Below are 23393 nucleotides of genomic sequence, written 5' to 3' on the forward strand. Positions count from 1 at the left end.
TGTGCAGACTGTTGTCCCTGAATGAATGCGTAAGGAGAAAAGTATGCTGATTCTGACTCGTCGGTGCGCAGAAAGCCTGATCATTGGTGATGGTGAAATCACTGTGACCGTGCTTGGCGTAAAGGGTAATCAGGTGCGTATTGGTGTCAATGCGCCCAAGGAAGTCGCGGTTCATCGTGAAGAGATTTACCTGCGGATCAAGAAAGAGAAGGACGAAGAACCAAGCCATTAATTTTTATTGAATTTTTGGTTTGCAAACGGGGAAAAGGGTGGTTATTATACGCCCCGTGTTGCGGAGAGCTGGCCGAGTGGCCGAAGGCGCTCCCCTGCTAAGGGAGTACACCTCAAAAGGGTGTCGGGGGTTCGAATCCCCCGTTCTCCGCCATTATTCATGTAGTGCGTTAGATTTGGCTTGATCTGTAAGTTGTTGAATTTACTAGAAAAAGCGCTTGACAAAACAATCTGACGACCTATAATGCGCGGCTTCAACACTGCACTCGTAGCTCAGCTGGATAGAGTACTCGGCTACGAACCGAGCGGTCACAGGTTCGAATCCTGTCGAGTGCACCATTTAAGGTTGGTTTCAACGTTGTAAGTCATTACAGCATTGAAGTTGACTGGCTTCAACCAGAGGTGATCTGGTCTAAAAACACCAATGCACTCGTAGCTCAGCTGGATAGAGTACTCGGCTACGAACCGAGCGGTCACAGGTTCGAATCCTGTCGAGTGCACCAAACACCAAAAAGCCCACATCGAAAGATGTGGGCTTTTTGCTTTCTAGCGTTTTCCTTTCACGCATCCGTCCTGATCGAACGTCACTGTATGGCTACGGCCTTTCTTCTGGTGATACGCGTAACGCAGTTCGCCATTAGTGTTGGTGACTTTATCCGGTCGCCCCAGAAGGCTTTCGACATCGCGTCGGGTCATGCCAGGTGGCGTGCGTTGATTGATGATGGCTTGTCGGCGCTGGTCGGCACTCAGCCGGTTGCCGCAACCGTCTTCGTGCTGGCCGACGATCACGACTTCCTTGTTTGGTGATCGGGGTCTTCGAGGCTCATTGCCCTCGGACGGGGGCAGCATCAAGCCTTGCGTGCTTCCGGGTGGCGCATTGAAGGCGCGTTGCAGTTGGCGGCTGTGCCCTTCGGGGCAGCTCAGTGTGGTGAACGTCACGTTGCCAGCGGTATCTTCGCAGCGCTGCACGGTGTTGGCCTCGGCCATCAGGGGCACGCAGAGCAGGGCGCTCCATAACGAAACAAGAGGGGTGATGCGCATAGTCAGGTCCTTTAGACGACGGTCGTGACAGCCTAGTGGCGGTCCTTCGTCAGGGCTAACGTGTTTTCTTGGCTGAATGTGACGTCGAACTCCTGTTGGTTCGCAGAACGTTTGAAGTTTGCGTTGCAAGCGCCTGTTCCAGGCTGAATTTCTCGCGTGCGATCCGCTCAAAGCGGTGTATCATTGCGCCCGTCAGCCCCGCCGGGGCTTGTGGAATACCTCCATGGACTTACCCAGTAGTTACTCAATAGTTTGTATCAACAATCATGAATTAACTGATTGATCTCCCCGGCGTGCTCCGCTGCTGGGAGTGGAGTTCGCCTATGACCGAAAGAGAAGTCAAAAAAACGCAGGAAAGCTTGCAGGATCGTCTTGCTCAAGTCATCGAGCTACTGCAGCGCCAGCGTATCGTTGAGGACCTGACTCATCGCCAGGAAGGTCAGCATCAGGATCGCGTAGAAAATCTGGTTCACCGGCAGAACCTTGTCGAGCTGCAGCGCAAGCTCGATGACCTTCACTCCGCCGACGTCGCTTATATTCTGGAAGCCCTCCCGCTGGAAGACCGTCTGTCCGTATGGCAGTTGGTCAAGGCTGAGCGCGACGGCGACATCCTTCTGGAAGTTTCGGACTCCGTTCGTGAGACGCTGATCGCCGACATGGACGATCACGAGCTGCTGGCGGCCGCCAGGGACATGGACGCCGATGAACTGGCTGACCTGGCCCCTGAGCTGCCGCGTGACGTTGTTCATGAGCTGATGGAAGCCCTGGATTCGCAGCAGCGTGAACGCGTTCGCTCTGCGCTGTCCTACGACGAAGATCAGGTCGGCGCCCTGATGGACTTCGAGATGGTGACCATTCGTGAGGATGTGAGCCTGGAAGTCGTCCTGCGCTACCTGCGCCGGCTCAAGGAGCTGCCCGGTCACACCGACAAGCTGTTTGTGGTGGATGTCGAGGGTGTGCTCAAAGGTGTCTTGCCGATCAAGCGACTGCTGGTCAACGACCCGGAAAAAATGGTCGGTGAAGTCATGGCCAACGATCCCGTCAGCTTTCATCCGGAAGATGATGCCTATGATGCGGCCCAGGCCTTTGAGCGTTATGACCTTATCTCTACGCCTGTCGTCGACAAGAACGGCAAGCTGATCGGCCGTCTGACTATCGACGAAATGGTCGACCTGATTCGTGAGGAGAGCGAAAGCGAAGTCCTCAATATGGCGGGTCTGCGTGAAGAGGAAGATATCTTCGCTTCGGTCTGGCGCTCGTTGCGTAACCGCTGGGCGTGGCTGGCCGTCAATCTGATCACCGCATTTCTGGCTTCACGTGTGATCGGTCTGTTCGAAGGTTCGATCGAGAAACTGGTCGCCCTGGCGGCGTTGATGCCTATTGTGGCCGGTATTGGTGGCAACTCTGGCAACCAGACGATCACCATGATCGTTCGCGCCATGGCGCTTGATCAGGTCAATGTGGGCAATACCTCGCGGCTGCTGCGCAAGGAGCTGGCAGTCGGCCTTATCAACGGGTTGATATGGGGTGGGGTGATCGGCGTCGTGGCTTACCTGCTGTATGGCAGTTGGTCGCTTGGCGTGGTGATGACCGCAGCCATGACCCTCAACCTTTTACTGGCTGCGCTGATGGGGGTTTCCATTCCGATGGCGTTGGTCAAGCTGGGTCGGGATCCGGCGATGGGCGCAAGTGTCATGATTACGGCGATGACCGACAGTGGCGGGTTCTTTATCTTTTTGGGGCTTGCGACCATCTTTCTTCTTTAAGACGCTACAACAAAAAAAACCGCCCGATGGGCGGTTTTTTTTGTCTTGCAAGACCGTGCTTAGATGGTGTGGCGATATTTCCTACAGCAACTAAGGCAAGATCCTAGAGCAAAAAAAGGCCAGCTTGCGCTGGCCTTGAACGACTTTCTGCTAACTGTCACGACGCTTCTGAGGCGAGTTCCGTGTCTTGTGCAATCAGCGACACCAGGGCATTTTGCTGCCGGTGTGAAAGCTGACGAAAGCGTTGCAGCAGCTCACGTTCGTGCAAAGACAGCTCAGGACTGTCAAGACGCAGGCTTGGCTCATCGCCAAGGGCACCTTCCTGAATCAGGCTTTGCTCAAGGCGAGCAATGATCTCGGAGTTCATGCTGCGGTGATGATTCTTGGCTACCTCGTGCACACGATCACGCATGCCGTCTGGTAGGCGAACTACAAACTTATCAGCCGTGCGGCTGGAATAAATAGCCTGTTTCATAGGGCTCATATATTTAACCGGTTAGTTCAGGGGGAAGCGGTTTCAACAAGTGGCCGCAAGATTGTGATCATGAGACCGTCATTTTGGCCAAATGTTCCACCGCGTTGTCGAAGGGGTAGCATCATCCCCTATTGCGTCGATTCCTTGGCGTCAAATCTGTGACAAATATTGACTCAGATAAAGGCGTTTAGCCAGCACCAATTATCAGAATTGCGGACGGATGTGTAAAAAAATAATCAAACCCGTTCAGCTGACAGCAGGGCATCCCACCTGACTGCTTTTTGCCATCATGGCTATCTGTGTGCAGCGTAGATGCTAAGCGGGTGGAATACGAATCCGTGCCGACAGGCGTGCTACTTGGCGGACGATCAGATTGATAAGGGTGAGGGGGCGAAGCGGGGGAGGGGTGACGCGGGTGGTGCCAGGGCCGATGATCCAGTCAGAAGGCGTTGAGGGCCTTGCCGACCAGTACAACCATCAGCAGTGTGCGATTTTCAAGGCAGTGCTTAGCGCAGAACCGGATCGAACTTGAAGCGACGTCCTACTACCAGGGCGACAACGAACAGGCTGCCGAAGAGACCTGCCGCGATTTTTGACGCAATACTCAACATTTGTGCCTGAGCGGGAAGAAGCAGATCAACGGCAACTGCCATCAACGCCAGGATCAGGAATGACAAAGCGGATTTCGACATGGCTACTCTCTCGTGAAGGTGGGCTATGTGTGACGTCTTCAGAAGACCCAGCGCTGGTCTTCGCGTGGCGTCTGAAGAAACTCCTGCGCGTCGTTGGTCAGCATAGCTGCATTGGCGCTTCTGTCAGTCATGACAGCGAGCTGAGGTGCATGGCTCAGTGGCTGATGAACCTGAGTCTGCACACTCATCTGATCATTCTTTATGCCGGTGTCCTGAAAATGAAACGCAATGAGGGCTACCAGAGCTGCTGCATTCAACACTGAGAGGGTCATGTTCATTTTTCAGTACCTGTGCCCGGACATCAGAAGGAAGGGGTGGTTCGCTGATACTGATAATGCAGTCTGCATGCCAACTAAAATCGGTAAAAATATCCTTTAAAATCATATAGTTGAATGCGAATAAAAATGTTCGTCTCTTGCGTTTTGCAATGATGGCTTTTTGGGACAGTGCAATTTGCATGATCCGGTTGAAGAAGGCTTGTCCTTCGGACCGGGACTACATGGCCGGCGGACAATGACGACATGACAAAACCGCCTCATATCGTTAAGATGCTCGCCGTCCTCGCTGGCACCAATCGGTGTGCTGGCACAGTGTCTCAGTAGCTCAATTGGATAGAGCATCCCCCTCCTAAGGGGAAGGTTGCAGGTTCGAACCCCGCCTGGGACACCATATTCGTCAGAGCGCGAGTTAGTCAGAAACGACCGCTATATCTGCCACGGTCACGTTTTTTCCTGCCTGCTCCCCACGTTAGCCCCCAGTTCCCAGTGCAATTATTTCCTGAAGGAAACTTTTGGCCGATGGGGTAGGGTCTCAGTTTGACCCCGAGCTTTTTAAACGTGCTATTCGGGTTGTGCACGAGCCTTGAGCGCCTCCAGGAGGCCCACGTCGAATAGCTGAAAAAAAAGCTGGACCTGCCGCAAGCGATGATCCCTGCGACGTAAGGAAACAGACATGAACAGACTTGAACGGATCAAAGGCTGCCTGCTTGGCGGCGCAGTGGGCGACGCACTCGGCGCGCCGGTTGAATTCCTTGAATGTGATGCGATTCGCGCCACATTCGGCGCACAAGGCATTGTCGACTTCGCGCCTGCTTATGGCCGACTTGGCGCGGTCACCGATGACACACAAATGATGCTCTTCACCGCCGAAGGTCTGCTGCGCGCTTATGTGCGCGGCAGCTCACGCGGCATCTGCCACGTCCCGAGCGTCATCCACCACGCACTGCTGCGTTGGCTGGTGACCCAGGATGTGCAGCCGGCCATTCACGTCAGCCTCAACGGCTGGCTGGTCAAAGAACGCGCGCTGTGGTCCCGCCGCGCCCCGGGCAACACTTGCCTCAGCGCATTGAGGGAGAGCAAGGACTTCGGCCAGTTGGCTGAAAACAACAGCAAGGGCTGCGGGGCCGTCATGCGCGTCGCGCCGTGCGCCTTTTTCCACAATGCGTTCGACTGCGCAGCCGATACCGGACGCCTGACCCACGGTCATCCCTCCGGCTACCTGGCCGCAGGCCTATTCGCCGATATCCTTCAGCGCATCGTCGACCGGGAAGACAGCCTCGAACATGCCATCACCGCAAGCCTCGCCGAACATGGCGACAAACCCGGCATGGAAGAAACCCGAGTGCTGCTCGAACGCGTGCTCATTTACTACCACGAAGGTTTGCGCCCCACGCCCGAACGCATCGACGAATTCGGTGCCGGCTGGATCGCCGAAGAAGCCTTGGCGATTGGTGTCTGGTGCGCACTCAGCGCGACCTCGTTTCAGCAGGGTGTGATCAACGCCGTGAACCACAGCGGCGACAGTGACAGCACCGGGCTGATTGCAGGGCATTTGCTGGGGATTCAATGCGGACGGGAAGGCATTCCGGCGCGCTGGCTGGAGAGGCTTGAGCTGCGTGAAGTGATTGAGAAGATTGCGGAGGATATGGAGCGCGTGCCGAGGGATTATTCGGGGTATGGCGGGGAGTTTGACGGGGCTATTGAAGCGGACTATCCGGGGGGCTGAACATGTTCGTGAAATCCCCTACTGCAGGTTCGAACCCCACCTGGAACACCCTGTTAGTCAAAGCAATAGCGCGTTCAGCGTATCCGGTTCCTGGCGCCAACAGCGACATGTGCTTTTACGTGCATTATCCGGACGGCACTGCGTCGTTTTGACAGGGAGTAAACTGGTGTTTAGGCCGCAGTGGAGATGTTAAATTACCCGCCATGAATGTCTTCCGAACCCATTGCTCGCCCATTGCCTGGATACTGTATGCAGTTGTCCTGTTCAATGGCCTTGCGTGCAGTGTCGGCCATGGTCAGATGATGGCCGCTTTTGCCGGTCAGGCGGTGGCCTCGGCGTCCCCTGTCGGCCATGAGATGTCAGGTATGCATTCAGGCCATCATGCAGGGCATCACAAGATGCAGATGGCCATGGAGGGTGCGTCAAAAAAGATAGAGACATCAGGCAGCATGCAGTCGCAACCGGGAGACTGTTCGTTTGCCGGAACACTGACGCTGGCGACGATTTTCTTCGTGGCCCTGGGCTGGCTGATCCGAACCCGCATTCCCCGTTTTGTATTGCCCGATCTGTGGCTCGGCAACCTGTCACGTCACACCCTTCCGGGACTCAATCCACAGGCTCCATAGCGCCTCTTGTGGAAGTGTGAGTGTCGCTCGCACGCACAACCCATACTGAATTTAACGTCTTCCGGGATCTGATCCCGGCTGGCCGCGTTTACACGTTGGTGAGTCCCTATGTCTGCATCATTTTCAAGCCCTGAACCACGGCGGTCCGGGGCGTTCGTCGCCTTTCTGAAAAGGCTCCATTTTTACATCGGCGTATTCGTCGGTCCGTTCATGCTGGTCGCGGCCTTGAGTGGCGTCGTGTATGCGCTGACCCCTCAGATCGAAGAGTCGCTCTACGCCCATGCCCTGCACACGGACAGCCGTGGCCCCGTTCTGAGCTTGCAGGCTCAGGTTCAGCGAGCCCAGGCATCGGCAGGTCCAGGCCTGAGCGTTGCCGCGGTGCGCCCGGCCCCACGGGAAGGGGATACCACCCGGGTGATGTTCAGCGATCCGGGGTTTGGCCCATCAGAGCATCGAGCGCTGTTCGTGGACCCGGTGAGTGGCGACATTCGCGGGGACATGAAGGTCTACGGTACCAGTGGCGTATTACCGCTACGTACCTGGATCGATCAGTTTCATCGGGGCCTGTTGCTGGGGGATGTCGGCAGAATCTATAGCGAGCTGGCAGCTTCCTGGCTGTGGGTGGCTGCACTCGGCGGCCTGATACTGTGGGCCGTTCGCCGTCGTCGACAGAGCCGCGAGCGCGACACTGTGCGTCGCTGGCATGCAACGACCGGTGTCGGGTTGCTGCTGGGGCTGCTGTTTTTCTCGGCCACCGGTTTGACGTGGTCACAGTACGCTGGCGATAACATTGGCGTATTGCGGGCCTACTATGGCTGGTCAACACCGAGCGTAGCGACCTCATTGGGCAAGTCGGCGACGATGCCCATGGACGAACATGCCGAGCATCACATGCACATGGCACCAACGGCACAGGCGACCGTGCTGGACCCCGCCTTGTTCGACAGTGTTCTGGCCAAGGCGCGTGCCGAGCATATCGATGCTGCCAAGGTTGAAATCAGGCCATCCACGAGCAGTGACAAGGCCTGGGTGGTCAGCGAGATAGACCGCAGTTGGCCGACGCAAGTGGATGCCGTGTCGATCAACCCACGCACACTGGAAGTGGTCGATCACGTCAGGTTTTCCGCTTACTCGTTGCCCGCCAAACTGACCCGCTGGGGCATTGACGCTCACATGGGCGTGTTGTTTGGTCTTGCCAACCAATTGGTGCTGGTGGTCTTTGCCAGTGGTCTGGCGGCCATGGTCGTCATGGGGTACGTGATGTGGTGGCGACGTCGTCCAGCGCTTTCTCAGGCCCGTAGTCAGCAGGCAACGCTTTTCAACCTATGGCGCTCATTAAAGCCGTTCGCGCGGTGGGCGCTGATCGTGGCAGCCGTGTTGATGGGCTTTGCGCTGCCCGTACTGGGCGTCAGCCTGCTGGGCTTTATCCTCCTGGATGCGCTATTGGGCTATCGGCAAGCCTTGAGGCCCTTTGTCGAAGACAAGGTGTAACCCACTGGTGCGCAGGTGATGCGTAACAGACGCTTGATCGGAGCATGGCTGAGTCTGTTTGCCATGCTGATGATCTTTGCCGGTCCGCTGATCAGTCAGGGGATCAGCCTTGCGCATGGCAAAAGCCAGCCAATGGAAATGGCTGGCATGGAATGCCACGATATGCCTGGCATGAGCCAGATGTCTCACCATCGCCGCAGCATCGTGTCGATGATGCAGGAAGGGGGCGAGAAAATTGTGCGGTTCAAGGTGCGAGGCCTGATGCGGGAACTGGAGTTGGTCAGCAAACAACCTGGATCACATGCCTACAAACAAGCGACGTTTGAGCGGCCTGACATTCCGAACATCTTGAATCGAGCGTTTGATGTGCCGACGCCGAACCAGGTCTGGTGTGGCGACATCACCTACATCTGGGCTCAAGGGAAATGGCATTACCTGGCTGTCGTTATGAATCTTTACGCGCGCCGAGTGATGGGCTAGGGGCTGTCGAACAAGCCGGATGCGGATCTGGTCATCAAGGCGTTGGGCATGGCTTACGCGACATCAGTTATTACCTGATGCATCGGTACAACTGGATTAGACCGTATCAGTTCAATAATGGGCGGACCCCGGCTCAGGCCGAGATAAAACTTAACGTCGTGTCCGGGATCAGTTGACCACTATAAATGGACCCGGCGACCTTTGTCTTAACCCTGCACCCATCATGAGCGTGACTAATGCTTTATTGAAATCAATTCGTTTTTGCTCATGTGTTTACTAGACCTAAAATACTCGCAGCTCTTCACGAAAGGCAGGATAACCACCACTCAGTGAAGAAACAGAGCTTAGGTCAACGCTTAATGACGGCGAAAGTCCATTTCAGCTGTGCGTCGGAAACAGGGTGCTAGGTCAGGATGAAAAAAGAATTCACATTTGCTATCAAGAGCATTCCTTTTGATGAGCATTACGCTCCATCAGCCACTACCCGCATCACGACGAACTTTGCCAATCTGGCAAGAGGGGAAAGTCGCCAGAAGAATTTGCGCAACACGTTGACGATGATCAACAACCGTTTCAACGCCTTGGCGCAATGGAACAACCCTACAGGTGATCGTTACAGGGTCGAACTGGACATCATCTCCGCTGAGCTGGCTATTGCTGCTGACGGCGGGGAGAGTGCCATCCCGCTAATCGAAGTTCTGAAAGCCACGATTATTGATCGAACAACCGGTGAGCGCATCAAAGGTATTGTCGGGAATAATTTTTCCTCTTACGTGCGCGACTATGACTTCAGTGTGCGGTTGCTAGAGCACAACAAGGACCAGCCCCAGTTCAGTACGCCAGAAAATTTTGGAGCGTTGCACGGGAAGCTGTTTAAGTGCTTCGTTAATTCAGGTGCCTACAAAGATAATTTCGAGAAGCCGCCTGTTATCTGTCTGAGCGTTTCTAGTAGCAGAAGGTACCATCGGATTGAGAGTCAGCATCCCGTCCTAGGATATGAGTATCAGCAAGATGAATACTCGTTGACCGATGAGTATTTCAAGAAAATGGGCTTGAAGGTTCGTTATTTTATGCCGCCGAACAGCGCTGCGCCGTTAGCTTTTTATTTTTCAGGTGATTTGCTTGCTGATTACACGAATCTTGAGCTGATTGGCATTATTAGCACAATGGAAACGTTTCAGAAAATATACCGGCCTGAAATATATAATGCGAACTCAGCGGCAGGAAAATGCTATCAGCCTAGCTTGAAAAACCAGGATTACTCGCTGACTCGAATTGTTTATGACCGCGAGGAACGTAGTCGACTGGCTGCCGAGCAAGGGAAGTTTGCCGAAGAACACCTTATCAAACCTTACCACGCTATTCTTGAACAATGGTCCGCTCGTTGCGCACTTTGATTAATTAAAAACAAGGTCATATTCATGAAGAAGTTGTTACCCACTTCGACTGCTGGCAGCCTGCCTAAACCCTCTTGGCTTGCGCAGCCTGAGACCCTTTGGTCACCTTGGAAGCTGCAAAGTGAAGAATTGATTGAGGGCAAGCAGGATGCGCTCCGGTTGTCACTGCAAGAACAACAGCTGGCCGGTATCGATATCGTCAGTGACGGTGAGCAAACTCGCCAGCATTTCGTGACGACGTTTATAGAGCACCTCGACGGTGTTGATTTTGAAAAACGTGAGACTGTCAGAATTCGTGACCGCTACGACGCGAGCGTACCAACGGTGGTGGGTGCTGTTGCTCGTAAAAAGCCTGTTTTTGTTGAAGATGCCAGGTTTCTACGACAGCAAACCAGGCAGCCGATCAAGTGGGCCCTGCCAGGCCCCATGACGATGATTGATACCCTTTACGATGCCCATTATAAAAGCCGCGAAAAGCTGGCTTGGGAATTTGCCAACATTCTCAACCAGGAGGCCAAAGAGCTGGAGGCTGCCGGGGTCGACATTATTCAATTCGATGAGCCTGCATTTAACGTGTTCTTTGATGAGGTGAATGACTGGGGCGTTGCTACCCTGGAGCGGGCGATGGAAGGGCTCAAATGCGAAACGGCGGTGCATATTTGCTATGGCTACGGCATTAAAGCGAATACCGACTGGAAGAAGACGCTGGGTTCAGAGTGGCGGCAGTACGAAGCAGCCTTTCCCAAACTGCAAAAATCCGGCATCGATATCATCTCGCTGGAGTGCCATAACTCTCACGTGCCTATGGATCTGATTGAACTCATTCGGGGTAAAAAAGTGATGGTAGGCGCCATTGACGTGGCGAGCCATACCATTGAGACGCCCGAGGAAGTCGCCAATACCCTGAGAAAAGCGCTCCAGTTCGTCGATGCCGACAAGCTTTATCCATGCACAAACTGTGGCATGGCACCTTTGCCCCGTCGAGTCGCAAGCGGCAAGCTGCACGCGTTGAGTGCGGGTGCAGAAATCGTTCGCAGAGAACTTTCGAACCAGCGCTGAGCAAGGATACGGATCATCCCCGCGCTGCGCATCCTTTGGCATCCAGTCTGAGAAAACCTCAGAGCATTACAGTCGGCATGCAGCCCATCGTTGATTCTGAACAGAGTCATGCGCTGACGCTGAGCTTCGTTGGGTGGTGTCTGAAAGAACGCCCCGCCAGCCCGGATCTGATCGACGAAGGGGCGAGACGCTAACCTTTATCCGGCGGTCGCCGGTCTTGCGAGGTCTGCTCTGATCCAGGGAGTACACAGCTGTCACGCTGACAGCGAGTGCTGCCGTCAGGATGGGGCAACCATGCCAGGTGCGGACGCCAGCGACAGAAGAGGCGATAGCCGATGTTGAGAAGCGGCCTCGTCAATCGCCATGACAAGGGGGCAGCCCAGGCACCGAGACCCGCTGCTCGCCAGCTCCAGAGCGTTGCGTCCAGGCCTGTGACCCAGGTTCCATCGTCAAACTTGGCGTGAAGTGCTGACTCCATTTGCGTGAGCGTGAATCCAACGGATTTGGCATCAAAGGCTTCGTCGCTGATATCAACGAAGTGCAGGCGGCTGGGTTCCGCGCGCGCACGCAGGATGTTGATTTCTCGAGCGCAGAGCGGGCAGTCGCCATCGAAGTAGAGCGTTAGAGGCCACTTTATTGGCTCGTGCATCAATCATTGTCCCTTAGTGGTGTTCAACCGATAGGCTCAGGAAACCAGGTCAACGCGGGCAGTGCCGCTCGGTGCGCCTTTGTCGTGTGAACCAGGACGGCCTGGATGTTCACCAGACCATTCTGGCTTATCCAGCCTGGCTGGAGGTAATAAATACGAGGTCCGCCAACAGCCTCGCTTTCAGAGCAACTCTGAGCCCTCCGGCTCCGCTGATGAGCAGGTACAACAGCGGATGCTTCAGCCAACGATTTAAACACGTCAAGGCGGTCGTCCGGCATGTGCACACGAGCGCCGAGCATTTTTGCGTCATGACCGCCTATGCCGTGATAGCCGTCCGGACAAAATAAATAAACCCTGCACGCCAGATGTGTACAGGGCTTTTTTGTCTTACGTGATTGAGCGCCGGCGTACGCCGAATCGTTCACGTAGCCTCAAGCACCCTGGCTGGCTTGAGCGGCGTCGCTTGATAGACCAGCAGTTGCCATTGCTCATCAGTCTTTCTCCACGCCGTGAGCGTTCGGTTGTGCAGATGTTTTCGCACGCCTGCGGAGGTGACGGTGGTAGACATCTCGCCAAACGCGATCGCCAGTTCACCCACGCGAGTCACTTTGTCAATTTGATGATTGAGGGTGTGATAAATGAATTCCCGAGAGCGGCATTTCTCAAGATAGCTCTTGAGATCGTCCACCACACCGCTGGCGTGGATGTAGGTCAGGTCCGGGTGGAACAGGTAGCTGAAAATATCCAGATGACCGCCGAGCATGGCCGCAGTGCGTTGTGCCTCGCAGGTCCGAATGACCAGGTCGATCTGATCGTTAGGCGTCATTAGCCGTTCCTCGCGCCGCAGTGACGATGATTTCAATCAGAAGTTTGCCGCCCAGATCGACACCGTAGCAGGCGCGCTGTGGCCAGTGCTGGGGGTTGTCGCCGATCCATCGGGCCCAGATTTCATCGACTGCGGGTTTGCTGCCCATGTCCGCCAGTAGCACCTGAGCCGACAGCATGCGCGAAGCGTGGGAGCCAAGGCCTTCGAGGCTGGCGCTCAACGCGGCGAGGGCCTGGTGAGTCTGGCCGACGATGTCCAGTGAGGTGTCCGCGGAAGTTGCCACGGTGTAAACGATATCGGCGTAGGCACAGGAACGGCTACGTCCTGCGTGGCCGCTTGGGACGCGTTCAATTGTCTGCATAGGGAGCTTCATCCAGGTTGAAGTAACGCAGAAGCCAGCTTCGACCAGCTTCTGTCATCCATGATTAAACCGGCTGCGTCGCCTCTTCTGCAGCGATGGCGGCCTGCACGCTTGGACGTGCTTCCATACGGCCCATGAACGACGCCAGTTCCGGCCAGTTCTTGACGTCGATATTGAAGAACGGCAGCCACTTGAGCACGGTGAACAGGTAAGCATCGGCCAGGCCGAAGACGCCCAGCAGGTAATCTTTGTTCACCAGGCCTGTGTTCAGGTAGTCCAGGCGCTTGAACAGCTTCTGCCGGAAAATTTCCTTGGTGGGCTCAGGGATATCGGCATTGAACAGCGGTGCGCTGCCGCCATGAATTTCCGAGGTGATGAAGTTCAGCAGTTCCTGCAGACGAGTGCGTTCCCAGGTGCCGTTGGCCGGCGCCAGCGAATTGCCCGGAACCCGATCGGCCAGGTACTGGACGATGGCTGGGCCTTCAGTCAGCACCTGGCCGTTATCCAGCACTAGCGCGGCGACGTAACCCTTTGGGTTGATGTCGCGGAAGTCACGACCGTCGGCCGTGGCTTTGGTCTTGTTGTTGACTCGGATCAGTTCGAAAGGCAGGCCCAGCTCACGCAGCACGATGTGCGGCGACAGGGAGCAGGTCATGGGGGCAAAGTACAATTTCATGGTATCTCCTATAAGCGGGTAACGCGTACCCGAACGTATTGCCGTTCCAAGCCTGAAACGGCTGCGAACCTCGTTCCAGATATAGTGGTGTCATGTCATCGATGGGTAAAATTACGATCGTATGCATGCATCATTAGGTTCTCTTATGTTCATTCAGGCGACTTTCGCTTCAGTACTGCGAACCGTCATCGGGATGTCGCTGCCGAGGGTCGACTTGCGAATTTCATTGAGAAACGCCTGGGCACAAGGGGTGCGTTCGCCGGCGGATGAGCAAACCAGGCCGAACTCACGATAGATGGGTTTGCTCAATTCGAAGATCCGCATGCCCCGGCGATCCACTGGCAGTGTCGAGGCCGGTACGATCGAGATACCCATGCCTTCGCTGATCAACGCAAATGCCGTAGTCCAGTCGCGCACGGTGATCTTGATGTCCTTGAGCTTGAGTCCTTCACGCTCGACCAGTGACTGACCATTGAGATGGCAACCGCCGGTCGCAAGGATGAAGGGTTCTTTCACTAAATCTTCAAGCGCGACAGTGCTGGCCGAGGATTTGCGGGCCATGTCATGGTTCGCGGGAACTGCCGCTACCCAGGAGTCGCGGCCCAGCAACAGCGCACCGCGGGACGGGCAGGGGTTCATCACGACGCCCAGGTCGATACTGCTGCTGGTCAGCCATTGTTCGACTTCCTCATCGGTGCCTTCCAACGAAACAATTTCGATGCCTGGGTGTAGCCGGCTGAAGCTTTGCAGCATCGGCGGCAACAGGTTGGCAAACACGGAAGGGAAGCTGGCAAGTTTGATCCGCCCCAGATGACATCCACGCGACGCATCCACCAGGTTCTGGATGGATTCGAATTCACTGAGCATGCGTCGTGCCCGGTCGATGATCTGTTGCCCGATGGCCGTTGCGGAGGTCTGGCGGCGGTCGCGCACGAACACTTTTACGCCCAACGCTTCCTCCATCTGCGTGAGGGCCTGGCTTGCGCCCGATTGGGTAATGCCATAACGCTCGGCGGCGCGGGAAATATTTTCGGCGTCAGCGACGGCGACCATCAGGCGCCAGTGCATCAGGTTCATCATCTCAGTAGTTCCTCTTATGTTCAGTTGGTCGAGATCTAATTTTACGAAGTACCTGCATTGCCTCAGGATCGCCCCTGAATACACATTGAGGTGTTGGAAAGTGGGCGAAACTCTGTCAATGGATCCGACGGCCAGACCCGTCTCGGCGGCTCCTGTTCTGGTGAGCGTGGCGTTGAGTTCGTTTATGGTCGCGCTGGATGTCACAGCGCTGAATGTGGCGCTGCCGAGCATCGGGCATGACTTGGCAGTGGGTATGGATAGGCTGCAATGGATCGCCGGCGCCTACACTCTGGTGTTTGCCAGCCTGCTGTTGTCCGCCGGAGCGTTGAGTGATCGGCTGGGGGCCAGGAAAGTGTTCCTGTTTGCCCTTTGGGTTTTTATCAGTTCGTCGGTGGCCTGCGGATTGGCCCAAGGCGTTGTTGAGCTGATCTCTGCGCGGGCCATTCAAGGCATTGGTGCGGCGCTGATGCTGCCTAGCTCCATGGCGTTGCTGGTAGAGGCGTATCCCGATCCCAAGGCGCGGGCCAAGGCCGTGGCGTTGTGGGGAGGGATTTCGGCACTCGCTCTGGTAAGCGGGCCGTTGTTGGGTGGCATGCTGGTGGAGCTGGTCAACTGGCGTTCGATTTTTTATCTGAACGTACCGTTCTGCCTGATTGCCTTGGGCTGTTGCGCGGTACGCAACAGTCGCCTCGCCATCCAGCGTCGTTCGATTGACTGGCCGGGGCAGGTGCTTTCGGCGCTGGCGCTGCTGTCGTTGATTTTTGCCCTGATCGAAGGACCGGTGAGGGGGTGGAGCAATGCCTGGGTCGTCACTACGTTACTGGTGGCGCTAGTTTCGGGCTTGGCATTTATCTATTCGCAGCAGACGCAGCGTGAACCGATGCTCCCCCTGAATCTGTTCACATCCAGAACCTTTTCCGCTGCCATTGGCGCCGGGTTTCTGCAGACCCTGGCGTATTACGGCAGTCTGTTCGTGTTGCCCTTCGCCTTGCAGGGTCAGGGGCGGACACCGGTGGGGATCGGTCTGGCAATGATCCCCATGACGATTGCGACCGGCGTGATGGCGAGTCTCTCGGGGCGTTTGTCCAATGCCTACGGTGCACGTTCGGTCGGTGCCGTCGGTATGCTTTGCGGCGCGCTTGGTGCGGCATGGCTGGCACTCTACGCAATGGATGACGTCAGTCTGGCACTCGGAGGACTGTTGATCGGTCTGGGCGGTGCGACCTTGCCGGTGATCGTCGGCGCTTGCCTGGCGAGTGTGCCGAACGGCAAGGTAGGGGTCGGCTCCGGGGTACTCAACGCCGCACGCCAATGTGGCGGGGTGACCGGTATCGCCTTGCTCGGCGCCACGCTGGGAGAGTCGGGCGGCGCCACTGGCGCCTTATCTATCGTTGCACTGTCGTTTGCCGCCGCCGCTTTACTGACCGTGCTGCGGCTGTACACCGACGAAGTCGATGTCGTGAGTGAATGCTGACCGACGCGCCGCAGCGAGCCGGTGAGTTCTGCAATGATGGGCGTAGCGTTGCCTGCGCTCTGTCGAACAGGCAGGCAAACGCGACGTTGTTGGGTGGGTCCAGGTTGTGAAAGAGCCATTCGGCAAGGTGCCGAAGCACGCTTGCCGAAGATGCAGCCGAAAGCGACGATCAACCCCAGCGGTTTACCGTCCCGGTGTCGAGTCCCAGCAGATCAAGCATGCGGCCAACCGTGTGATCGACCATGTCCTCTATCGATTGCGGCCGGGCATAAAACGCCGGTACCGGCGGCACCACGATGCCGCCCATTTCACAGACCTGGGTCATGCTGCGCAGGTGGCCCAGGTGCAACGGGGTTTCCCGCACCATCAAAATCAATGGTCGGCGCTCCTTGAGCGTCACGTCGGCAGCGCGACTGAGCAGGCTACCGGTGATGCCGCTGGAAATTTCCGAGAGACTCTTGATCGAGCAAGGGGTCACCACCATGCCCAAGGTCTTGAATGAGCCACTGGAAATGGATGCGCCGATGTCCGCCGGATCGTGTACGACGCTGGCAAGCGCTTTGACATCTGCCACTTTCATGTCGAGTTCATGGGCCAACGTGACTTGGGCCGATTTGGTCATGACCAAGTGCGTGCCAATGCCCATCTCACGCAGCAGCATCAAGGTGCGCACGCCATAAATCACCCCGCTGGCGCCGCTGATGCCGACCACGATGCGTCGTTCAGTGCTGCTCATGAGAATCCACCGCGTCGTCGAATGCGCTGATCACCGGCGCTTCTCCCGGCAGACCCAAATCGCTCCAGCGTTCGCGCACGTGTTTATAGACCGATGGGCGCAACAGGGTGCGGGTCGGAAAGTTGCGAATGTTGCGGTAGTCCTTGCAGGCGTTGATCAAGGCCTTGGAGCCGAAGAAGCGCTTTTCTGGCGGGTTCTGTGCAGGATCGAGTGGCGAGCCACGGGTGTTGCGCAGAATGTCGATGTCATCGCTGGGCGTGGCGCGCGTGGCCATGGCCCACAGCACCTGGTTCATGTCGGTGGGATCGACGTCCTCATCCACTGCGACGATCCATTTGCTGATGTAGGCTCCGCCGGGCACCTGGCTGGCGAGGGCCAGGGCTTGCGCGGCATGCCCGGCGTATTTCTGCTCGAGACTGATGACAATCATGCCGAAGGCCCCGGCAGCAGCAGGCGGGCAATACACTCCTTTGATGCCCTGGATGCCGAGCTTGTCGAGGTCGTTCCAGATCTTGGCCGAACGGATGGTGGAGAAAAACGCGCTTTGCTCGTTCGAGGGAAAATCGGCCATCAGCGCATTGGTCAGAATCGGTTGGGTACGGTAGTGCAGGGCAGTGACTTCGATCAGCGGGCAATCGATGTCCTTGTAACCGTAGTAGCCGGTGAACTCGCCGAATGGCCCTTCTTCACGGGTTGAACCCGGTCGAATGACGCCCTCGATGACAATCTCCGCGGCGGCAGGAATCAGCAGGTCGGAGTTTTTCGCGCGCACGACTTCAATCGGTTTGCCCTTGATGCCACCGGCAAAATCATACTCGCTGACGCCCGGCGGCAAGGATTGCGATCCCACCACCATCATCAATGGATCGACACCCCAGGCTGCCGCGACGTGCAGCGCCTCGCCCCTGGCCCATGCCTGGTGGATATGACGCAGGGCGTCCTTACCCGGTGCAAGCGACAGACCCACTTCGCGGGGACCCTGGACCATCATTCGATAAGTGCCGACGTTCAGGTAGCCGGATTCCAGATCCCGGGTGAACACCGCATCCGCTGTACCGGCATAAGCACCGCCATCCCTTGGCCAGTGTTTGGGGATCGGCAGTCGAGTCAGGTCAATGTCGTTGCCGGTGAGCGTGTTCTGATAGATCGGCGCGACTTCGGCCGGGATTTCAAGCGGAGCGATGCTGTTCCTGAGCTTGTCTTTGGTGCGCCGGATCAGTTCCATAGTCGGCGTGTCCGGCGCCTCTTCAAGGGTGATCGCGGTGCGCGCCACGCTCGGGCCGAAGATGTTCCATAGATGACGCAAGCCCAACGGTGAGTCCACTTGGTCGAAAAGCACCGCAGGGGATGCGCTTTGGCGGGCTACCAGATAAGTGATAGCACTCATTTCCTCTATCGGGTCGACGGCCTGCGAGACCCGCTGCAGTTCGCCGATGTGCTCGGCGCGTGCGAGCCAGTCTCGAAGGTCGGCAACCGGTTCAATCATTTCGTTCATCGTGTGTTTCCGCAGGAACTGAATAGAGAACGACGGGCGCATTTCTGCGCCCATCGTCAAAAAGATCAACGTTTGTCGATCGAGTACTTTCCAGGCCCCAACAGGCAGAGGAAAAGGAAACCGCCGGCAATGCTCACGTTCTTGAAGAAGTGCACGAACAACGTGTGATGATCGGCCGGATTGGTGGTGTTCCAGAACGCATGACCGATGATTCCGGTGCCGATGGTGTACAGCACGAAAACTGCTGCGATGGGCCGGGTCCAGAAGCCGAACAACAGAGCCAGCCCTCCGAGGAACTCGACGATGGTGGCGACGATCGCGGTGAACTCAGGGATCGGCGCGTTCACCGATTTCAGGTAGGTCACGAAGCTGCCGTGGTCGGTGACATAGGTGAAGCCAAAGTAGCCGTAGAGGATCAGAATCATGATTCTCGCGACCAGGATCATCGCGTCGCGCTGGTCATCAAACAGCTGATAGCGTAAGTACATTCCGTTGCTCACAAGTCAGATTGGGTAAGGGATGGTGGCGGCGGAGTCTGTTTCAGCCAGGTGAAATGCCCGGTCGAACACCTGTGGATTCACCGCGTTTTCGTGGTTTGGTTCAGCGTTGAAAACGTCGAGTACATTGCCAGCGGCCAGTATCGCCATGCGGCTGACTGCCTCGTGTGAGACCCCGGCCAGATGCGGTGAGCAGATAACGTTGCCGAGACTGGGCAAACCGCTGCCGTGGGTCGGCGGTTCCGGCAGGAACACGTCGAGCGCAGCGCCAGCGAGGCGTTTTTCGACGAGTGCCTCGTAGAGGGCCTGCTCGTCGATAATGCCGCCACGCGCCGTATTGATGACGTAGGCCTGCGGTTTCATCAGGGCCAAACGCTCGGCAGATAGCAAGCCGAGCGTTTCGGCGGTTTTCGGGCAGTGCAGGCTGACGTAATCGGCGGTCGCCAATCCGTTTTCCAACACTGCAACCCACTGCACTCCGTGAGGCAAATGCCCTGGCGCGAGGTACGGGTCGTACACCTTGACCCGCATCCCCAGCGCCACGAGGAGCGTGGCAACACGGGCGCCAATCCGTCCACAACCGACGAGTAGCACTTCGCGACCTTCCAGTTCACTGGGCAGGTAGTCGTACCGCTGGTGCCAGTTGCCGTCGCGCACCAGATCAGTCAACGCCTCGGTACGTTTTGCCAGGGACAGCATGAAGCCCAGGGTGTGCTCCGCCACTGCCCGGTGGTTGGCATTGGCGCAGACCATTACAGGTATCGCAGCCCTGGTCATTGCCGGTATATCGACCGCATCGAAACCGACGCCGATCCGAGACACCACCTGCAAGCCCTGTGCGCGTTGCAACTCGGCGGTGCCGAACCGGGTCAGGCCGAGGATCACGCCGTGCACTGCATCGAAGCTCTCGAGTAAGGCCTGGAACTGGCCCTGCTCGATGGTGTTAGGAAACTCCACCACTTCGATGTCGTCACGCTCATGCAGCATTTGTTTGCCTTTGGCACCCAGGATATGGGCGATCAATACACGCTTCTTGCTCATGCGACGTTCTCCTGCGCCGTGTCCTGAGCAAAGAACCCGCCATCATTGACACCGATACGGAACATCACCCGCTGGGCATCGCGCGACAGCTCGGTCGCGCAGTGCAGCACCGAACGGTTATCCCAGATCAGCAGGTCGTTAGGCTCCCATTGGTAGTTGAAAATCCGCTCCGGCTTCAGGGCAAACGCGAACAGCCCATCCAGCAACGCCCGACTTTGCTCTTGCGAGTAACCGCTGATGCGCGTGGTGTAGCCCGGGTTGACGTAGAGGCTTTTGCGCTGTGTGCGCGGATGCACGGCGACCGTCGGGTGGACGCTGGCGGGGAACGTTTGCTCCAGCCGGGTGAAGATTTCCTGGATTGACTCTCCGACATCGTCTTCCTTGACTTTGTAGGTCCAGCGCACGTCATGTACCGCCTGACGATTGTGGACTCGCCTGTACAAATCCTTCGGCAGATCGTCGTACACCGACTGCATATCCACAAACAGCGTATCGCCACCCGTTTCGGGAATCTGTTGCGCGTGTAGCATGGTCAACGGCAGTGGCTCGGCCAGGTAACTGGAGTCGCTGTGCCACATGTTGCCGAGCTTGCGCGCACCGACCGCCCCAGCGCCGTTGCGGTTGTTGATCACCAGAATGTTCGGATACTCAGGGTCGTGGTAGCTCTTGAGCTTGAACTGCTCGAGTTCCCCGAAGCAGGCTGCGAACTGCTGATATTCCTCACGGGTCAATATCTGGTTTTTCAGTGCCACCACTTTGCGTTCGTAAACCAGCTCCTGAATGGCACGTACCTCGTCCAGGGAAGCAGTAGTGATATCGAAATCCGTCACCGCCGTGACGAAGGTTTCCGCCAGATCCGTTCGCTTCACGTTGAGCGTCTCCTGCACGATGTTAATCAAACGGCCAGCGCAGGCTGGAGTTGGGCAGCGTTAGGGGTGCTGTCCCTATTCGATTCGCTGCTTTTGAGCATCAGGCTCAAATCGAGGATGTCGGCCGGGTTGTGTGCCGATGTGACCGACATGCGCAGTGCTGCCTGACCGCGTGGGACGGTCGGGAAGAACACGACAGAGGTGTAGTGACCTTGTTGTAGCAAGTACTCACCCTTGGCAATGGCTTCCTCTTCGTTACCAATGCGTACGATCCGGATTGGCAATTCACTGCCGCTGGTTTCAGTCGGGATCAGGGTGTCGAACAGCTTCATGTTGTTGCGCAGCGAGTGTTGCAGTTTGTGCAGTTCCGGCGTGGCATGGATTTCCGCCGACGCCAATGCTGCGCCCACGGCTGCCATGTTCGGTGCGCAGGAGAAGCCGTAGGTGGGTGCATAGCGACGGATCGAGTTCTCGATATGCCTGGTGCCGAGCATCAACAGACCACCCGCTGCGCCATAGCCTTTACCCAACGACGCGGCGACGATGGTGTTTTCATCCAGGCCGTCCAGTTGCGAACGGACAAAGCCTTCACCGTGCTGGCCGACCACTGAAATGCCGTGGGCGTCGTCCAGGTACACGAATAGACCGTACTTGTCCTGCAGCGCACGCAGCTCTCGAACCGGGGCCGCGCCGCCCATCGAGTAGGCACCGTCGCCCACATAGGCGACCTTGCGACCGCCCTGGCACAGACGCTCCAGGTGTTCGAGGTCGTTGTGCTCGATGACGATCACGTCGGTTTCTTCGCGCAGAACCGGGATGTGGTACTGCAGCGTCACGTGGGCGAAACGGTCAAAAGCGATCAGCGGTTTCTCACCGTTGGTGAACAGGCCAGCAGCCAGCAGCGGCAGGGCGCCCATGTTGGCGGCGGCCACGGTCGGGAACACCACCACGCCGTTTACATCGAACAGCTTGGCGAGGGTGCGTTCCAGACGTACCAGTGGCTCGGCGGAAAGGCGTGTGCGGGCTACCGAAAAGTGCGCCGACGGGATTTCATCCATTGAGGCCTTGGCGGCGGCGAGCACTTTGGGGTGGGCGTCCAGGTTGAGGTAACCGCAGCGGGTGTAGTCGATCACTTCCTTGCCGCTGGTAGCAATTTCTATGCGGCGGTTGTCGAGCACTCGGCAGGAAACCCCCATCAGACCTTTTTCATACGCGGCGTCGAAATGCGGACGGCTGATTTCAGCCATTCTCGATGCATTGCGGGCTTTCAGTTGTGGCGCTTTATTGTCCAGGCCGTTATTGGTTTCTACTGCGTCGTTCATGGCGATCTCATCCTATGAGGGGCGTTTCAAGCCGTTGCAGCTTGAGAACGGCGCTAGGATCCACGATCGCTGAAACATTTTGCAAAGGACTAATCGAGTGCTACCTTATGACAAAATCTCATGAGCATTACGAAGTCTTATGGTTGCCAGGATTCCTTCTCTCAATGGATTGAAAGCGTTTGATTCGGCAGCTCGCCATATGAGTTTTACCAAGGCCGCTGAGGAGCTTAATGTCACGCAGACGGCCATCAGCCATCAGATCCGCCGACTTGAAGATGAACTGGGCGTTCGCCTGTTTCTGCGGCTCAAGGATGGTCTGGCGCTGACTACTGAAGGTCACGCGTATTTGCCCGGCATTCGCTCGGCGTTTCACGAGTTGCGCTATTCCACGGAAATGCTGCTCGAGTCGACCAACAACAGCACATTGACCATCAGCACCCTGGTTTCCCTGGCCTCCAAATGGCTGCTACCGCGTCTGGCCTCGTTTCAGGATGCGTTTCCCAACATCGATGTGCGAGTCACTGCGTCAACCGAACTCGTCGACTTCCGCAAGGGCGGGATTGACGCCGCGATCCGCTACGGTTTCGGCGACTGGAAGGGCTTGCGGGCGGATTGGCTCATGTCCGACGAGATCTTTCCTGTGTGCAACCCTAAGCTGCTGACGGGTCCCAAAGCCTTGAAAAGCCCGGTCGATCTGGCCAATCAAACGCTGTTGCAGGTCAGCGGCATGACCAGCAACGACTGGAACATGTGGTTGAGCGCGGCAGGGCAACCGAAGAAACTCGCCGAAGGCACGCGGCTGACCTTCGATCTGGCAATGATGGCGGTGCAGGCTGCCATCGACGGCTTGGGGGTGTGCATCGGCCGCTCCACCTACGTCGATGACGATTTGAGGGCCGGGAGACTGGTAGCGCCGTTCAACCTCAAGTTGAAGTCCGATCTGGGCTTCTACCTTGTGACGCCGCTGGAAATTGCCAACTCGAATAAAGTCGTGGCATTTCGTACCTGGCTGATCGATCTGGTGCAAAGCGCTGAATTTGCGCCGGTTTCCGAACTTTCCAACTAAGCTTTGCGTTTTGTATGGGCCTCTATCCATCACGCTCTC

Annotated in this window: 24 protein-coding genes, 4 tRNA genes and 2 pseudogenes; 15 read left to right on the top strand and 15 right to left on the bottom strand. The window is 56.8% G+C overall.

Annotated elements, in window-relative coordinates; translation table 11 throughout:
* Positions 1-43 precede the first annotated feature (43 nt).
* From csrA to BUB69_RS11255, 4 genes are all read left to right on the top strand, one after another.
* Positions 44-232 carry a carbon storage regulator CsrA gene (gene csrA / locus BUB69_RS11240; RefSeq protein WP_002554426.1) on the top strand — a complete coding sequence of 63 codons (189 nt, stop codon included), beginning with the start codon at positions 44-46 and terminating at the stop codon, positions 230-232.
* 62 nt (positions 233-294) lie between these two features.
* Positions 295-385: transfer RNA gene (locus BUB69_RS11245), tRNA-Ser, on the top strand.
* 108 nt (positions 386-493) lie between these two features.
* A tRNA-Arg gene (locus BUB69_RS11250) sits at positions 494-570 on the top strand.
* An 87-nt stretch (positions 571-657) separates the two neighbouring features.
* Positions 658-734 (top strand) — tRNA-Arg (locus tag BUB69_RS11255).
* A 43-nt stretch (positions 735-777) separates the two neighbouring features.
* Here the strand turns inward: BUB69_RS11255 and bamE are convergent.
* Complete coding sequence (gene bamE / locus BUB69_RS11260) at positions 778-1272, bottom strand: outer membrane protein assembly factor BamE domain-containing protein (protein WP_073166216.1); 495 nt, start codon at positions 1270-1272, stop codon at positions 778-780.
* Positions 1273-1595: 323 nt separating this feature from the next.
* Between bamE and mgtE the strand changes: the two genes are divergently transcribed.
* Positions 1596-3038: a magnesium transporter gene (gene mgtE, locus BUB69_RS11265; protein WP_073166219.1), complete on the top strand. Its 1443-nt coding sequence runs from the start codon at positions 1596-1598 to the stop codon at positions 3036-3038.
* Positions 3039-3195: 157 nt separating this feature from the next.
* Here the strand turns inward: mgtE and BUB69_RS11270 are convergent, their stop codons facing one another.
* The 3 genes from BUB69_RS11270 to BUB69_RS11280 all read right to left on the bottom strand — a co-directional run bounded on the left by BUB69_RS11270 (position 3196) and on the right by BUB69_RS11280 (position 4483).
* Positions 3196-3522 carry an Arc family DNA-binding protein gene (locus tag BUB69_RS11270; RefSeq protein WP_073166223.1) on the bottom strand — a complete coding sequence of 109 codons (327 nt, stop codon included), beginning with the start codon at positions 3520-3522 and terminating at the stop codon, positions 3196-3198.
* A 497-nt stretch (positions 3523-4019) separates the two neighbouring features.
* On the bottom strand, positions 4020-4205 hold the full coding sequence (locus BUB69_RS11275; protein WP_073166226.1) for a PA3371 family protein: 186 nt from the start codon (positions 4203-4205) through the stop codon (positions 4020-4022).
* 38 nt (positions 4206-4243) lie between these two features.
* Positions 4244-4483, bottom strand: a complete 240-nt coding sequence (locus BUB69_RS11280; protein ID WP_073166230.1) for a hypothetical protein — start codon at positions 4481-4483, stop codon at positions 4244-4246.
* Positions 4484-4797: 314 nt separating this feature from the next.
* On the opposite strand from BUB69_RS11280, the gene BUB69_RS11285 reads away from it, so the two are divergent.
* The 8 genes and pseudogenes from BUB69_RS11285 to BUB69_RS11315 all read left to right on the top strand — a co-directional run bounded on the left by BUB69_RS11285 (position 4798) and on the right by BUB69_RS11315 (position 11262).
* Positions 4798-4874: transfer RNA gene (locus tag BUB69_RS11285), tRNA-Arg, on the top strand.
* 282 nt (positions 4875-5156) lie between these two features.
* Positions 5157-6209, top strand: coding sequence for an ADP-ribosylglycohydrolase family protein (locus BUB69_RS11290; RefSeq protein WP_073166233.1), 1053 nt, complete (start codon positions 5157-5159; stop codon positions 6207-6209).
* 203 nt (positions 6210-6412) lie between these two features.
* Complete coding sequence (locus BUB69_RS11295; RefSeq protein WP_073166236.1) at positions 6413-6835, top strand: hypothetical protein; 423 nt, start codon at positions 6413-6415, stop codon at positions 6833-6835.
* A gap of 108 nt (positions 6836-6943) precedes the next feature.
* A complete protein-coding gene (locus tag BUB69_RS11300; protein WP_073166239.1) occupies positions 6944-8326 on the top strand; it encodes a PepSY-associated TM helix domain-containing protein in 1383 nt (460 codons plus the stop codon).
* A 69-nt stretch (positions 8327-8395) separates the two neighbouring features.
* Positions 8396-8458, top strand: a pseudogene (locus BUB69_RS29585) (DUF2946 domain-containing protein); the annotation flags it as partial.
* A gap of 42 nt (positions 8459-8500) precedes the next feature.
* Positions 8501-8982: pseudogene (locus BUB69_RS11305) on the top strand (DDE-type integrase/transposase/recombinase); the annotation flags it as partial.
* Between the two features lie 237 nt (positions 8983-9219).
* Positions 9220-10203, top strand: a complete 984-nt coding sequence (locus tag BUB69_RS11310) for a DUF1852 domain-containing protein (protein ID WP_073166242.1) — start codon at positions 9220-9222, stop codon at positions 10201-10203.
* 24 nt (positions 10204-10227) lie between these two features.
* On the top strand, positions 10228-11262 hold the full coding sequence (locus tag BUB69_RS11315; RefSeq protein WP_073166245.1) for a methionine synthase: 1035 nt from the start codon (positions 10228-10230) through the stop codon (positions 11260-11262).
* A 190-nt stretch (positions 11263-11452) separates the two neighbouring features.
* Here the strand turns inward: BUB69_RS11315 and BUB69_RS11320 are convergent, their stop codons facing one another.
* From BUB69_RS11320 to BUB69_RS11345, 5 genes are all read right to left on the bottom strand, one after another.
* The gene (locus BUB69_RS11320) at positions 11453-11911 is read right to left on the bottom strand and encodes a thiol-disulfide oxidoreductase DCC family protein (protein WP_073166248.1); all 459 of its coding nucleotides are present in this window, start codon (positions 11909-11911) and stop codon (positions 11453-11455) included.
* Positions 11912-12332: 421 nt separating this feature from the next.
* Positions 12333-12737 (bottom strand): nuclear transport factor 2 family protein, encoded by a 405-nt coding sequence (locus BUB69_RS11330; protein WP_073166254.1) that lies wholly within the window; start codon positions 12735-12737, stop codon positions 12333-12335.
* The gene (locus tag BUB69_RS11335) at positions 12727-13098 is read right to left on the bottom strand and encodes a Rid family hydrolase (RefSeq protein ID WP_073166258.1); all 372 of its coding nucleotides are present in this window, start codon (positions 13096-13098) and stop codon (positions 12727-12729) included. The genes BUB69_RS11330 and BUB69_RS11335 overlap by 11 nt, the downstream gene beginning before the upstream one ends.
* Before the next feature lie 64 nt (positions 13099-13162).
* The gene (gene gstA, locus BUB69_RS11340; protein ID WP_073166261.1) at positions 13163-13774 is read right to left on the bottom strand and encodes a glutathione transferase GstA; all 612 of its coding nucleotides are present in this window, start codon (positions 13772-13774) and stop codon (positions 13163-13165) included.
* Positions 13775-13927: 153 nt separating this feature from the next.
* Positions 13928-14854 (bottom strand): LysR family transcriptional regulator, encoded by a 927-nt coding sequence (locus BUB69_RS11345; RefSeq protein ID WP_175561697.1) that lies wholly within the window; start codon positions 14852-14854, stop codon positions 13928-13930.
* A 100-nt stretch (positions 14855-14954) separates the two neighbouring features.
* Here BUB69_RS11345 and BUB69_RS11350 point away from each other — a divergent pair, with 100 nt between their 5' ends.
* Positions 14955-16328, top strand: coding sequence for an MFS transporter (locus BUB69_RS11350; protein ID WP_175561699.1), 1374 nt, complete (start codon positions 14955-14957; stop codon positions 16326-16328).
* Between the two features lie 169 nt (positions 16329-16497).
* Here the strand turns inward: BUB69_RS11350 and BUB69_RS11355 are convergent, their stop codons facing one another.
* The 6 genes from BUB69_RS11355 to BUB69_RS11380 all read right to left on the bottom strand — a co-directional run bounded on the left by BUB69_RS11355 (position 16498) and on the right by BUB69_RS11380 (position 22288).
* Positions 16498-17064, bottom strand: a complete 567-nt coding sequence (locus BUB69_RS11355; RefSeq protein ID WP_073166268.1) for a UbiX family flavin prenyltransferase — start codon at positions 17062-17064, stop codon at positions 16498-16500.
* Positions 17051-18559, bottom strand: a complete 1509-nt coding sequence (locus BUB69_RS11360) for a UbiD family decarboxylase (protein ID WP_084537087.1) — start codon at positions 18557-18559, stop codon at positions 17051-17053. The genes BUB69_RS11355 and BUB69_RS11360 overlap by 14 nt, the downstream gene beginning before the upstream one ends.
* 65 nt (positions 18560-18624) lie before the next feature.
* Positions 18625-19047 carry a DoxX family protein gene (locus tag BUB69_RS11365; RefSeq protein ID WP_073166275.1) on the bottom strand — a complete coding sequence of 141 codons (423 nt, stop codon included), beginning with the start codon at positions 19045-19047 and terminating at the stop codon, positions 18625-18627.
* Positions 19048-19062: 15 nt separating this feature from the next.
* The gene (locus tag BUB69_RS11370) at positions 19063-20097 is read right to left on the bottom strand and encodes a hydroxyacid dehydrogenase (protein ID WP_073166278.1); all 1035 of its coding nucleotides are present in this window, start codon (positions 20095-20097) and stop codon (positions 19063-19065) included.
* Positions 20094-20966, bottom strand: a complete 873-nt coding sequence (locus tag BUB69_RS11375; RefSeq protein WP_175561701.1) for a TauD/TfdA dioxygenase family protein — start codon at positions 20964-20966, stop codon at positions 20094-20096. Before BUB69_RS11375 ends, BUB69_RS11370 begins: the two co-directional genes overlap by 4 nt.
* Positions 20967-20992: 26 nt before the next feature.
* Positions 20993-22288 carry an aminotransferase class I/II-fold pyridoxal phosphate-dependent enzyme gene (locus BUB69_RS11380; RefSeq protein ID WP_073166285.1) on the bottom strand — a complete coding sequence of 432 codons (1296 nt, stop codon included), beginning with the start codon at positions 22286-22288 and terminating at the stop codon, positions 20993-20995.
* A gap of 139 nt (positions 22289-22427) precedes the next feature.
* Between BUB69_RS11380 and BUB69_RS11385 the strand changes: the two genes are divergently transcribed.
* Positions 22428-23354 (top strand): transcriptional regulator GcvA, encoded by a 927-nt coding sequence (locus tag BUB69_RS11385; RefSeq protein WP_073166288.1) that lies wholly within the window; start codon positions 22428-22430, stop codon positions 23352-23354.
* The last annotated feature ends 39 nt before the right edge of the window (positions 23355-23393 follow it).

This window comes from Pseudomonas asturiensis, assembly GCF_900143095.1.
Classification (GTDB): Bacteria; Pseudomonadota; Gammaproteobacteria; order Pseudomonadales; family Pseudomonadaceae; genus Aquipseudomonas; species Aquipseudomonas asturiensis.